Below are 14,430 nucleotides of genomic sequence, written 5' to 3'. Positions count from 1 at the left end.
CGGGGGTCGGCGGGTGGAGTTGCCGACCTATGCCTTCCAACGCAGCCGCTACTGGCTCGACGCGCCGCCGCCGATCTCCCCGGTCGACCGCACCGGCGAAACGGGCGGCACGGACACCGACGCCGGGCTGTGGGCCGCGGTCGAACGCGGCGACGTGGCGGGCGTGGCGGCCGAACTCGGACTCGAACCCGAGCCCGGCCCCGACGGCGGCCCGCCGCTCGAAGGCCTGGTCGCGGCGCTGCGCAAGCGGCGGTTGCGGTCGCGGACCGACCGGTGGCGCTACCGGGTGCGCTGGCGCAAGGCGCCGGCCGCGACCGCGGCGCCGACCGGAACCTGGCTGCTGGTGGTCCCCGACGGCGGCGTCCGCCACCCGTGGGCGCAGGCGTGCAGCCAAGCGCTCGGCGACCACGGAGCCCGGGTGCGGACCGTGAGCGCCGACGACCTGCCGAAGGCCGCGGCCGAGGCGGGCGGCCCCGCCGGAGTGCTGTCGCTGCTCGCCCTGGACGAAACACCGCATCCCGACCACCCCGGGCTGCCGTCCGGGCTGGCCGCAACCGCCGAACTGGCCGCGCTCGACCTCGGTTGCCGCGTGTGGGCGGTGACCACGGGCGCCGTCGCCATCGGCCCGGACGACCCCGCACCCAACCCGCGCCAGGCCCAGGCATGGGGGCTCGGCCGGACGATCGCGCTGGAGCGGCCCGACCAGTGGGGCGGGTTGGTCGACCTGCCCGAAACCCCGGACGCGGCGGCCCGGACCGGCCTGGCGGCGGCACTCGGCGGGATCGGCGCAGAAGACCAGATCGCAGTGCGCCCGCAGGGCATTTACACCCGCCGGCTCGTCCGCGCCCCGCTCGGCGGCGCCGCGGCGGCCCGGCAGTGGCGGCCGCGCGGAACCGTGCTGATCACCGGCGGCACCGGCGGCATCGGGGCGCATACGGCCAGGTGGCTGGCAGCCGCCGGTGCCGAGCACCTGCTGCTGGCGGGCCGGCGCGGACCGCAGGCGGCCGGCGCCGCCGAACTTGCGGCCGAGCTGGAAGGACTCGGCGCCCGGGTGACCATCGCCGCCTGCGATGTCGCCGACCGTTCCAGCGTCGCCGACCTGCTCGCCGGCATCCCCGCGGACCTGCCGCTGACCGCGGTCGTGCACGCCGCAGGCGCCGCCCAGCCGTTCGCCGACGTCGCCGACACCGGCACGGCCGAGTTCGCCGCGGTGACCAGGGCGAAGGTCGCCGGCGCGGTCCACCTGGACGACCTGCTCGCCGACACCCCGCTGGAAGCCTTTGTGCTGTGCTCCTCCAACGCGGGCGTGTGGGGTGCCGGAGGCAACGGCGCCTACGCCGCGGGCAACGCCTTCCTCGACGCGTTCGCCCAATCGCGCCGTGCGCGCGGCCGCACGGCCACCTCGATCGCCTGGGGCGCCTGGGGCGGCGGCGGGATGATCGCGGCGCTGGACGGCGCCGCCGAGTACATGGACCGGCGCGGTGTGGTGGCGATGGCCCCGGAAGACGCCGTCGCCGCCTTGGTGCAGGCCGTCGAACACGACGAGACCTGTGTCGCTGTGGCCGATATCGACTGGGCCCGGTTCGTCCCCGGATTCACCGCCGCACGGCCGAGCCCGCTGCTGGCGGAACTGCCCGAGGCGCAGCGGCCCCTGGGCGCGGCGGACACCGACCCGGGGCCCGGCCGCCCCGCGGACGGCACAGACGGCACAGATGGCACAGATGGCGCGGACGGCACCGGCGGCGCCCTTGCAGCGCGCATCGCCGGTCTGCCCGCAGCCGAGCAGACCAGGCTGCTCGTCGAGACGGTGCGCACCGAAGCGGCGGGCGTGCTGGGCCGCACCGACCAGGTCCCCGCTGGACGGCCGTTCCGCGAACTGGGTTTCGACTCGCTGGCCGTCGTGCAGTTGCGGAACCGGCTGAGTACGGCGGCCGGGCTGCGGTTGCCGGCGTCCATGGTGTTCGACCACCCGACCCCGGTGGCCCTGGCCGAGCACCTGCGTTCGGCGCTGCTGCCCGAAGCCGAGGAGAGCGCCCGCCGCGCTCCCGGCGCCGGGGACGCACCGGATACCCCAGACCCCTCGGACCCCTTGGACCCATTGGACGCGCTGGAAAACGCCCTGCCCGCGCTGCACCAAGACGGCGAAAACGCCGCACGGGCCGCAGAACGCCTTGAGGCGCTGGCAGCCGAACTACGAGCCGGACCCGCCACGGCGACTGCGCCCTCGGACGGCGAACTCGCAGCGGCCTCGGCCGAGGACATGTTCGCCATTCTCGACCGGGAACTCGGAGAAACCTGAAGTGGAAGGACCCATGGAAGAGAAGGAAAAGCTTCTCGCCTATCTCAAGCGGGTGACGGGCGACCTGCGGGAAACCCGGCAGCGCCTGCGCGAGGCCCAGGCGGCCGGCGGTGAACCGGTCGCGGTGGTCGGCACGGCCTGCCGGTTCCCCGGCGGGGTCGCCTCCGCCGAGGAGCTGTGGGAGTTGGTGTCCGAAGGCCGCGACGCGATCACCGGGTTCCCGGACGACCGCGGCTGGGACCTGGACGGGCTCTACGACCCGCAGGCCGCCCGGCCCGGAACGCACTACGTCCGCGGCGGCGGCTTCCTGCACGGCGCCCCCGAGTTCGACGCCGAGTTCTTCGGGATCTCGCCGCGCGAGGCCCTGGGCATGGACCCGCAGCAGCGGCTGCTGCTGGAGACGGCCTGGGAGTTGGTCGAGCGTGCGGGCATGGACCCGGTGTCGCTGCGGGGCACCCCCACCGGGACCTTCGTCGGCCTGAGCATGACGGACTATGCGTGGGGTCAGCATCCGGTTCCCGAGGCCGTCGACGGCTACCTGGCGACCGGCAACTTCGCCAGCGTCGCGTCCGGCCGCATCGCTTACGAACTGGGGCTGGCCGGGCCCGCGGTCACCCTGGACACCGCGTGCTCGACCTCGCTGGTGGCGCTGCACCTGGCGGCCCAGGCGCTGCGGTCCGGCGAGTGCTCGCTGGCGCTGGCGGGCGGGGCGACGGTGATGTCCAGCCCGATGGGATTCGTGGAGTTCGCCCGGCAGGGGGCGCTGTCGCCGGACGGGCGGTGCCGGGCGTTCGGCGCCTCCGCCGACGGGTTCGGCCCGGCCGAAGGCGTGGGCATGCTGCTGCTGGAGAAGCTGTCGGACGCCCGCCGCAACGGGCACCGCGTGCTGGCGGTGCTGCGGGGCTCGGCGGTGAACTCCGACGGGGCCAGCAACGGGCTGACCGCACCCAACGGTCCCGCCCAGGAGCGGGTCATCCGGGCCGCACTGGCCAGCGCCCGGGTGCCGGCCGGCGAGGTGGACGCCGTGGAGGCCCACGGCACCGGCACCGCACTCGGCGACCCCATCGAGGCCCAGGCCCTGCTGGCCACCTACGGGCAGGACCGGTCAGCGCAGCAACCGCTGCGGCTCGGCTCGGTCAAGTCCAACATCGGCCACACCTCCGCCGCCGCGGGCGCCGCCGGGGTGATCAAGATGGTCATGGCGCTGCAGCACGGAATGCTGCCGCCCACCTTGCACGCCGACGAGCCGACCCCGCATGTGGACTGGTCCTCGGGCGCGGTGCGCCTGCTGGACGAGCCGGTGGAGTGGCCGCAAGGCGACCGGCCGCGGCGGGCGGGTGTGTCGGCGTTCGGGGTGAGCGGCACCAACGCCCACGTGGTCCTGGAGGAGGCGCCGGCGGACGAACCGGATGCAGCGGAGGCGGCAGCGGCCGCGCCGGCGGCGGTGACGCAGGCCCGGCCCGATCGGGCGGCGGGCCCGGTGCCGCTGGTGGTGTCGGCGCGGTCCCCGCGGGCGCTGCGCGCACAGGCCGAACGCCTGGCGCCGCACGTGGCCGCGCACGAGTTGGCCGACATCGGCTGGTCACTGGCAACGACCAGATCGGCGCTGGAACACCGCGCCGTCGTCGTGGCCGACGGCGCCGAGGAGGCCCGCACCGGTCTTGGTGCCATCGCCGACGACGGCGCGGCGCCGCAGGCGGTGGCCGGCACGGCTGCGGTCGACACCGAGTTTCCGGGCTCGGTGGTGTTCGTGTTCCCAGGTCAGGGTTCGCAGTGGGCGGGGATGGCCGCAGAGCTGCTGGAGTCGAGCCCGGTTTTCGCGGCGCGGATGGCCGAGTGCGACGCGGCGCTGCAGCCGCAGGCCGGGTTCTCCGTCGTGGAGCTGCTGCGCGAGGGCGCCGCCCTGGAACATGTGGAATCCGCGCAGGCCGCGTTGTGGGCGGTCATGGTGTCGCTGGCCGCGGTGTGGCGGGCACACGGTGTCGAACCTGCTGCGGTGGTGGGCCATTCCCAAGGCGAGATCGCGGCGGCGTGTGTCGCCGGGGGCCTGTCGCTGGCCGACGGCGCCCGCATCGTCATGGCCCGGGCCCGCGCGGTCGCCCAGCGGTTGTCGGGCCGCGGCGGCATGGTCGCGGTGGCCGCCGATGCGCAGCGGGCGGCCGAGCTGCTGGAACCGTGGAGCGGTGACCTCGGCGTCGCTTCGGTCAACGGCCCGGTGAGCACGGTGGTGTCGGGCGAGTCGGCGGCGCTGGCGGAGTTCGTGCAGGCGTGCGAGGCCGCCGACGTGCGCGCGCGGTGGATCGACGTGGACTACGCGTCGCACTCCCCGCAGGCCGACGCTGTCACCGGAGAGATCACCGCGGCCCTGGAGGGGATCTCCCCGGCATCCAGCGGGGTCGGGTTCTTCTCAACAGTGCGCGGCGAGGTCGTGGACACCGCGGAGTTGGACGGGCGGTACTGGGCGGCGAACCTGCGCCGTCCGGTCGGGTTCGATCCGGCGGTGCGGGCGCTGCTGGAGTCGGGGCACCGGTTCTTCGTGGAGGTGAGCCCGCATCCGGTGCTGGTTCCGGCGCTGCACGACATCTTCGATGACCACGGCGATGGCGCCGCGGCCGAAGCCGCCGCCGTCGGGACCCTGCGGCGCGGCGAAGGGGACATGCGCCGGCTGCTGACCGCGCTGGCCGAGGGCTACGTGCACGGCGTGCCGGTGGACTGGTCCCGGGCGTTCGGCACCGCCGGCCGCCGGGTTGGCCTGCCGACCTACGCCTTCCAACGCCGCCGCTTCTGGCTCGACGCGCCGACGTCCGCGGGCGGCCCCGCCGCAGGCGAGCGCACCGGCGAACCCGCCGACCGCCCGGCCGGACAGGCCGGACAGGCCGCCGAAGCAGAGCCGCAAACCCCCCGGCTGCGCCACCGCCTGGAACAGGCCCCGGCGCACGACCGCCACCGCATCGTCCTCGACCTGGTCCGCGCGCAGGCGGCCGCCGTGCTGCGCCAGGACACACCGGACGACGTGCTCGCCGACCGGAGCTTCAACCAGGCCGGTTTCGACTCGCTCACCGGCGTCGAGCTGCGCAACCGGCTCAGCGCCGCAACGGGGCTCACCCTGCCCGCCGCCCTGGTCTTCACCTATCCGACCCCGGCGGCCCTGGCGCGGCACCTGCTGGCGGAGCTGGACCCCGGCTCGGCCGGTTCCGCGGCCACCGCCGAACCCGGCCCGCACCGGCGGCCGGAACCGGGCGCCGACGACGACCCCATCGCCATCGTCGGCCAGGCCTGCCGGTACCCGGGCGGGATCGCCTCGCCCGCGGACCTGTGGCACCTGGTCGACTCCCGCGTCGACGCCGTCACACCGCTGCCCACCGACCGCGGATGGGACGTCAGCGGCGACTTCACCGACGCGGGCGGGTTCCTCGCCGACGCCACCGGATTCGACCCCGAATTCTTCGGGATCTCGCCGCGCGAGGCACTGGCCATGGACCCCCAGCAGCGGATCCTGCTGGAAACCTCGTGGGAGGCGCTGGAACACGCCGGTTTGGACCCGGCCTCCCTGCACGGCAGCCCGACCGGCGTGTTCGCCGGGATCGTCACCCAGGACTACGTGTCGCGGCTCGGCGAACCCCCGGAATCGGTCGAAGGCCACGTGGGCACCGGCAACATGTCCAGCGTCGCCTCGGGCCGCATCGCCTACACCCTGGGCCTGGAAGGCCCGGCGATCAGCGTGGAGACCGCGTGCTCGTCGTCGCTGGTGGCACTGCACCTGGCGGCCCAGGCGCTGCGGTCGGGCGACTGCTCCATGGCGCTGGCCTCCGGTGTCGCGGTCATGTCCACACCCGCGGCGTTCGCCGAGTACACCCGGCAGGGCGCAATGTCGGCGGACGGCCGCATCAAGGCGTTCGCCGCCGGGGCCGACGGCACCGTCTGGGCCGAGGGCGCCGGGGTGCTGGTGCTGGAGCGGCTGTCGGATGCGCGCCGCAACGGCCGCCGCGTGCTGGCGGTGCTGCGGGGTTCGGCGGTCAACCAGGACGGCGCCTCCAACGGGTTGACCGCCCCCAGCGGGCGGGCCCAGGAGCGGGTGATCCGCGCGGCACTGGCCAACGCGGGCCTGGCCCCCGGCGACGTCGACGCCGTGGAGGCGCACGGCACCGGCACCAGCCTGGGCGACCCCATCGAAGCCGACGCGCTGCTGGCCACCTACGGGCGGGACCGGCCCGCGGACCGGCCGCTGCGGCTGGGCACCATCAAGACCAACTTCGGCCACAGCGGGCCCGCCGCGGGCGTGGCCGGGGTGATCAAGATGGTGATGGCGATGCGGCACGGGGTGCTGCCGCCCACCTTGCACGCCGAGGAGCCGACCCCGCAGGTGGACTGGTCCTCCGGTGCGGTGCGGCTACTGACCGAGCCGGTGGGCTGGCCGCGCGGCGAGAAGCCGCGGCGGGCGGGCGTTTCAGCGTTCGGCGCGAGCGGCACCAACGCCCACGTCGTGCTGGAAGAGCCCCCCGCGGACCTGCAGAACCAACAGGACCAGCAAGACCAGCAGGACCTACCAGACCAACCGGACGAACCGGTGGAAGCTGGCGAAGTGCCCGCGGAATCCGCCGCTTCCCCGGGCCGGGCGGCCGGTCCGGTGCCGCTGGTGCTCTCCGCCCGGACGCGCGGTGCCCTGGCCGCGCAGGCCGAGCGGCTGGCACCGTGCGTGGACGGCCATCAGCTGGTGGACGTGGGGGCGTCGTTGGTGCGGCGGTCGGCGTTCGAGCACCGTGCCGTGGTGCTGGCCGGCGGTGCCGGCGACGCGCGGCGGGGGCTTGCCGCGCTGGCAGCGGGCGAAGCGGCCCCGAACACCGTGGCGGGTACGGCGGCTGCTTCGGCCGGTGGTGCTGCCGGCGGTGTGGTGTTCGTGTTCCCGGGCCAGGGTTCGCAGTGGGCGGGCATGGCCGCGGGGTTGCTGGAGTCGAGTCCGGTGTTCGCGGCGCGGATGGCCGACTGCGACGCGGCCGTGCAGCCCCACACCGACCTGTCGGTGGTGGAACTGCTGCGCCGCGGCGACCCGCTCGGCGGCGTCGAGGTCGTCCAGACCGCGCTGTGGGCGGTGCTGGTGTCTCTGGCCGAGGTGTGGCGGGCGCACGGCGTGCAGCCCGCCGCGGTGGTGGGCCATTCCCAAGGCGAGATCGCGGCGGCGTGTGTGGCCGGAGGCCTGTCTCTGGTTGACGGCGCCCGCATCGTCGTCATGCGCGCGCGGGCGATCGCCGAGCGGCTGTCGGGCCGCGGCGGCATGGTTTCGGTCGCCGCCGGCGCCGACCGGGCCGCCGAACTCCTGGAACCGTGGAACGAAAACCTTGCGGTGGCCGCGGTCAACGGCCCGGCCGACACCGTCGTATCCGGCGACTGGACGGCGCTGGCGGAATTCGCCCACGCCTGCGAGGCCGCCGGCGTGCTGGTGCGGTGGATCGATGTGGACTACGCGTCGCACTCCCCGCAGGTCGAAGCGGTGACCGACCGCGTCACCGCCGACCTCGCCGGAATCGCCCCCACGGCAGGCGAGGTCCCGCTGTACTCCACCGTCACCGCCGGTATCGCCGACACCGCCGACCTGGACGCGCAGTACTGGGCGGCGAACCTGCGCCAACCGGTCCGGTTCGCGCCGGCGGTGCAAGCCCTGCTGCAGGAGGGCTTCCGGCACTTCGTGGAGGTGAGCCCGCACCCGGTGCTGGCCCCCGCGCTGCAGGCCGCCATCGAGGAACACGGGTACGACGGCAGCGGGGCGGAGGTGCTGCCGACGCTGTACCGCGACCAGGACTCCGTGCGGCAGTTGGCGTTCTCGCTCGCGCGGGCGTTCGCCGCCGGCGTGCCCGTGGACTGGCAGGGATACCTGAGCGGCGGCACGCTGGTGGACCTGCCCACCTACCCCTTCCAGCACCGCCGGTTCTGGCTCGACGCCCCGGCGCCCGCCCGGTCGCGGACCGACGACGCGCACTACCGCGTGGACTGGCGCCCGGTCGGCATCCCCGAGGAGGAAGCCGCACCGGGAACCTGGCTGCTGGTGGTCCCCGACGGCCGGGCACCCGCCGCCCGGTGGGCCGACGCGCTCACCGAGCACGGCGCCCGTATCCGGCAGGTGGCCCCGGCCCAACTCCCCGAGGCGCTGCGCGCCGACACCGGCACCGCAGGGATCCTGTCGCTGCTGGCACTGGACGAAACCCCCTACCCCGGCGGCGCCGCACTGCCCACCGGCCTCGCCGCGACCGCCGCCCTCGTCCAGGACCTCATCGGGCTGCGCGAGGAGCACGGCGTCGAAGCCCCGCTGTGGTGCGCCACCAGCGGCGCGGTCGGCACCGGCCCCGGCGACCCGCTCTCGGCACCCGCCCAAGCCCAGGTGTGGGGGCTCGGCCAGGTCACCGCCTTGGAACACCCCGAACTCTGGGGCGGCCTGGTCGACCTGCCCGTTGAGCCCGACGCGGCCACCGCCGCCCGGCTGGTGGGCGTGCTCGATCGGGCCGGGACCGAGGACCGGCTCGCGATACGGGCCGGCACCGTCCACGCCCAGCGGTTCGTCCGCGCCCCCGCCGCATCGGCCGGGCCCCCCGAATGGCAACCGCGCGGCAGTGTGCTGGTCACCGGCGGAACCGGCGGAATCGGCGCACACGTCGCCCGGTGGCTGGCCCGCAACGGCGCCGACCACATCGTGCTCATCGGCCGCCGGGGACGCGACGCACCGGGCGCCGCGGAACTGGAGGCCGAACTGGCCGGGCTCGGCGCCGCGGTGACCATCGAAGCCTGCGACGTCTCCGACGCCGACGCGCTGGCCGGCGTGCTGGAGCGGATCCCCGCGGAGCATCCGCTCGACGCGGTGTTCCACTCCGCGGCGGCACTCGACGACTGCGTCGTCAGCAAGCTGACCCCCGAGCGGATGGACCGGGTGCTGGCGGTAAAGGCACTCGGCGCGCGCCACCTGCACGAACTGACCCGCGACACCCCGCTGTCGGCGTTCGTGCTGTTCTCCTCGTTCTCGGCGACCTTCGGCCTGCCCGGCCTCGGCAACTACGCCCCGGGCAACGCCTACCTCGAAGCCTTCGCCGAGTGGCGCCGCGCCGCCGGGCTGCCGGCCGCGGCGGTCGCCTGGGGCACTTGGCGGGCGACCGGTATGGCCGCTGGCGGCCTCGGCGCCCGCGGCCGTATGGAAGGCCTCCACGAACTGGAGCCGGAGGCCGCCACCGCCGCACTGCACCGGGTGATCGACGCCGGCGAGACCGTTCCGGTGCTCGCCGACCTGCGCTGGGACCGCTTCGCCCGCAATTACCGGGACAAGCGGCCCACCGCGCTGCTCGCCGAAATCCCCGAAGCCGCGCAGGCCCCGGCCGAAACCGGTCCGGGCGCAGGCGGCCAGGACCCGGACCCGGCCGCCAGGCTGGCCGCGCTGCCCGCGGCCGAACGCGACCGTGCCCTGCACGAACTCGTCCGCTCCCACGCCGGCGCGGTGCTGGGCCACCTCGTCCTGGACGAGAATGCGACCGATGCCGTCGAACCGGACCGGCCGTTCCGCTCCCTCGGGTTCAACTCGCTGATGGCGGTCGAACTGCGCAACCGCCTGGGCTCGGCCACCGGACTGCGCCTGCCCTCCACCCTGGTCTTCGACTTCCCGACCCCCGAAGCGGTGGTGGAGCACCTGCGCCGGGAACTGGGGCTCGACGGCGGCGACGACGACTCCGGGCTGGCCGAACTGGAACGCCTGGAGGACCTGTTCGCCCGGCGCCCGTCCGACGACGGGCTGGCCGACCTCGCCAAACGGCTCGAAACGATGCTCTGGACTTGGCGGGAGAACTCGGCCGACCACGTCGGCGAAACCGAGTTCGCCGCCGCGACCAACGAAGAACTGTTCGAACTGATCGACCGGAAACTGGGGGGACCCGACGATGGCGGGCGATGAGCAGAAGCTGCGCGAATACCTCAACCGGGTCATGGGCGAACTCCGCCAGACCGAGGGGCGGCTGCGCGCGGCCGAGGCCCGGAACCACGAGCCCGTCGCCATCGTGGGCATGGCCTGCCGCTACCCCGGCGGCGTCGGCTCCCCCGAAGACCTGTGGCGGCTGATGGCCGCCGACGGCGACGCCATCGGCGAACTCCCCGGTGACCGCGGATGGGATTTGGACGACGTCTACGATCCCGACCCCGACCGGGAGTCCGGGACCTACGTCAAAGCCGGCGGTTTCCTGGACGGGGCGACCGACTTCGACCCGGAGTTCTTCGAGATCTCCCCGCGCGAAGCGGCCGCCATGGACCCGCAGCAGCGGCTGCTGCTGGAAACCTCCTGGGAGGCCGTTGAACGCGCCGGCATCGACCCGCTCTCGCTGCGCGGCAGCCGGACCGGGGTCTTCGCCGGACTCAGCCACCAGGGCTACGCGGCCCAGGCGGGCGAGATCCCCGAGGAGTTGCGCGGCTACCTGGTCACCGGCGAGTCGGCCAGTGTCGCTTCCGGCCGCATCGCCTACACCCTCGGCCTGGAAGGCCCGGCCGTGACCGTCGACACGGCCTGCTCGTCCTCCCTGGTGGGGCTGCACCTGGCCGTGCAGGCCCTGCGCACCGGCGAGTGCTCGCTGGCCCTGGCCGGAGGCGTCACGGTGATGTCCGGCCCCGAGGCGTTCACCGAACTGTCCCGCCAGGGCGCGCTGTCGCCCGACGGCCGCTGCAAGGCCTTCGCCGACTCCGCCGACGGGTTCGGCGCCGCCGAAGGGGCCGGCCTGCTGGTGGTCGAACGGCTGTCGGACGCCCAGCGGCTCGGACACCCGGTGCTGGCGGTGCTGCGCGGCTCGGCGGTCAACTCCGACGGTGCCAGCAACGGGCTCACCGCCCCCAACGGGCCGTCGCAGGAACGGGTCATCCGCGCCGCGCTGGCCAACGCCCACCTGGCGCCGGGCGACATCGACGCCGTGGAAGCGCACGGCACCGGCACCGCACTCGGCGACCCCATCGAGGCCCAAGCGCTGCTGGCCACCTACGGCCGCGACCGGACCGGGCCGCCGCTGCTGCTGGGATCGGTCAAGTCCAACATCGGCCACGCGCAGGCCGCGGCCGGTGCCGCCGGCGTCATCAAGACGGTGCTGAGCCTGCGCCACGGCACTCTGCCGCGTTCGCTGCACGCCGACACCCCCTCGTCGCACGTCGACTGGTCCGCGGGCGCAATCGACCTGCTGAGCGACCACACCGACTGGCCGCGGACCGGGCGGCCCCGCCGCGCCGCGGTCTCCTCTTTCGGGATCAGCGGCACCAACGCCCACGTCATCCTGGAGCAGCCGCCGGGTGCCGAAGGCGCCGATCCGTCCGGCGGCGCTCCCCGGGCGGCGGCCGCGGAAACGGCCCCCGAAACGGACACGGCGGCGGAACCGGCGGGCCCAGTGCCGGTGCTGCTGTCGGCCAAGACCCCTGAGGCCCTGCGCGAACAGGCCCGGCGGCTGGCCGAGCACACCGCCGCGGCCCCGCACCGCCCCGCCCTCACCGACCTCGGGTTCTCGCTGGCCACCACCAGGTCCGCCTTCACCCACCGGGCGGTCATCGCGGCCGGCGACCACAGTGAACTCGACCGCGGCCTGGCGGCCCTCGCCAACGACCGGCCCGCCGCCGAAGTGGTCGCCGGCCCGGCGGCGGCCGGCTCCGCAGCGGCCCCCGTTTTCGTGTTCCCCGGCCAGGGCTCGCAGTGGGCGGGGATGGCCGCCGACCTGCTCGCGACCGACCGGGTCTTCGCCGACCGGATCGCGGAATGCGACGCGGCCCTGCAAACCGTCGCCGACCTCTCCATCGCCAGGGTGCTGCGCGACCGCGACCCTCTGGAACGCGTCGACGTGCTCCAGCCCGCGCTGTGGGCCGTCATGGTCTCCCTCGCCGAAGTGTGGCGCTCCCGCGGTGTCGAACCGGCCGCCGTGGTCGGCCACTCCCAGGGCGAGATCGCCGCGGCCTGCGTGGCAGGGGCGCTCTCCCTCACCGACGCCGCGCGGATCGTGATCACCCGGGCGCGCGCCATCGACCGGCACCTGTCCGGCCGCGGCGGCATGGTGTCGGCGGCGCTGACCGCCGAGGCGGCCGCCCACCGCATCGCACCATGGGGCGAGCAGCTGTCCGTCGCCTCGGTCAACGGACCCGCGAGCACCGTGGTCGCCGGCGACACCGCGGCACTCGGCGAATTCCTGGCCGGCTGCGAAACCGACGGCATCCAGACCCGGCGCATCGCCGTCGACTACGCCTCCCACTCCGCCCAGGTCGACGGGATCAGCGGCGAACTCTCCGGCGCCATGGCCGGCATCTCCCCGGCCGAAGGCACCATCCCGTTCCACTCCACGGTCACCGGCGAACGCTTCGCCACCACCGGGCTCGACGCCGCCTACTGGTACACGAACCTGCGCAGCACGGTGCGGTTCGAACCGGCCGTGCGGCGGCTCCTCGATGCCGGATACCGGACGTTCATCGAGGTCAGCCCGCACCCCGTCCTCGTTCCCGCACTCACCGACACCATCGGCGACTCCGGCGCCCACGCGGCCGGCACCGCCGATGCCGCCGCGCTGGCCACGCTCCGCCGCGACCAGGACGGCAACCGGGAACTGCTCACCGCCCTCGCCCAAGCGCACACCCGCGGACTGGCGGTGGACTGGCGCAGCGCCTTCACCGACGCGCAGCGCGTCGACCTGCCGACCTATCCGTTCCAGCGGCGCAGCTTCCGGCTGCCGGGCGCCTCCCGCAAACCGGACATGCTGTTCGGCCTCGACTGGCAACCCGCGGAACCGGACGAACGCACCGCCGACTGGGCCGTGCTGGGCGGCGACGCGTTCGCCGTGCTGCCCGCGCTGCGCAGCACCGGCGCCTACCCCCGCTCTTACCCGGACCTCGGGGCGCTGCGCGCCGCCGTGGACGCGGGCGCCTCGGCACCGGAGTTCGTCATCCTGGCCGCCCCGGCCGGCGGCGCAACCGAGCTGGAGGCGAGCGCCGACCTGCTCGCGGCGGTCCAGGACTGGCTGGCCGACGCCCGGTTCGGCGGGTCGCGGCTGGTCGTGGTGACCCGCCGCGCCGTCGAGGCCCGGCCGGGCGAAGGCGTCGACGACCTGTCCGGCGCCGCATTGTGGGGCCTGGTCCGGTCGGCGCAGGCCGCCCACCCCGACCGGTTCATGCTGGTCGACCTGGACGCGCAGGACACCCAGGACACGGAGCCCGCCGCGGCCCTGCCCGGCGCGGTGCCGGCCGCGGCCGCCGCCGCAGAACCGCAACTGGCGATCCGCGGCGGCCGGCCCCTGGTGCCGCGGCTGGCCCCGGCCGCCAAGGCGCCGGCACCCCGATGGGACCCCGACGGCACCGTGCTGATCACCGGCGGCACCGGACTGCTCGGCGCACAGGTGGCCCGCCACCTCGTCGCCGAACACGGGGTGCGCCACCTGCTGCTGCTCAGCAGGAGCGGCGAGGCCGCCGAAGGCGCACCGGAACTGGCGGCCGAACTCGCCGCGGCGGGGGCGAGCGCCACCATCGCCGCCTGCGACGCCGCGGACGCCGCCGCCCTGGCCGGGGTGCTGGCCGCGATCCCGGCCGACCACCCGCTTACCGGGGTCGTGCACGCCGCCGGGACGATCGCCGACGCCGCCCTGGAGTCGCTGACCCGCCAAGACCTCGAAACCGTCTTCGCCGCCAAGACGCAGGCGGCACGCAACCTGCACGAACTCGCCGGCGACGTGTCCGCTTTCGTGCTGTTCTCCTCGGCCGCGGGCACGCTCGGCAACGCCGGGCAGGGCAACTACGCGGCGGCCAACGCCTTCCTCGACGGGCTCGCCGCGCAGCGCAGGGCGCACGGGCTGCCGGCGGTGTCCCTGGCATGGGGGCTGTGGGAAGAGCGCAGCGGCCTGACCGCGACCCTCGGCGCGGGCGACCTCCGGCGGATGGCGCGGATGGGGTTGCGCCCGCTGTCCTCGGCCGACGGGCTCGCGCTGTTCGACGCCGCAGCGGGTGCCGACCGTGCCCTGGCGGTGCCGATCGCCTGGGACCGGGCCGCCCTGCGGGAGCAGGCCGCGGCCGGGATGCTGCCCCCCGTCCTGGCGAACCTGGCCGGCCCCGCGCAGGCGGGCGACCCGGCGCGGGCGCCCCACCCGGGTGCGGCCGGCAAG

Annotated in this window: 3 protein-coding genes; all 3 read left to right on the top strand. The window is 75.2% G+C overall.

Going from position 1 to position 14,430, the window contains the following annotated elements; all coding sequences use genetic code 11:
* On the top strand, positions 1–2,299 hold a 2,299-nt coding region (locus ACYVD5_RS18530), incomplete at its 5' end, for a beta-ketoacyl reductase (protein WP_461002333.1).
* A gap of 13 nt (positions 2,300–2,312) precedes the next feature.
* Positions 2,313–10,223 carry a type I polyketide synthase gene (locus tag ACYVD5_RS18525; protein WP_461002332.1) on the top strand — a complete coding sequence of 2,637 codons (7,911 nt, stop codon included), beginning with the start codon at positions 2,313–2,315 and terminating at the stop codon, positions 10,221–10,223.
* The coding region (locus ACYVD5_RS18520) for a type I polyketide synthase (protein WP_461002331.1) at positions 10,210–14,430 on the top strand (4,221 nt) is incomplete at its 3' end. The genes ACYVD5_RS18525 and ACYVD5_RS18520, both read left to right, overlap by 14 nt.

The sequence above is a fragment of the Streptomonospora sediminis genome (assembly GCF_054778995.1).
This window is presented reverse-complemented; position numbering and strand designations above follow the sequence as displayed.

Coding starts and splice junctions, on each gene's coding strand:
- ACYVD5_RS18525 (WP_461002332.1), top strand. CDS start 2,313: ATGGAAGAGAAGGAAAAGCTTCTCGCCTATCTCAAGCGGGTGACGGGC.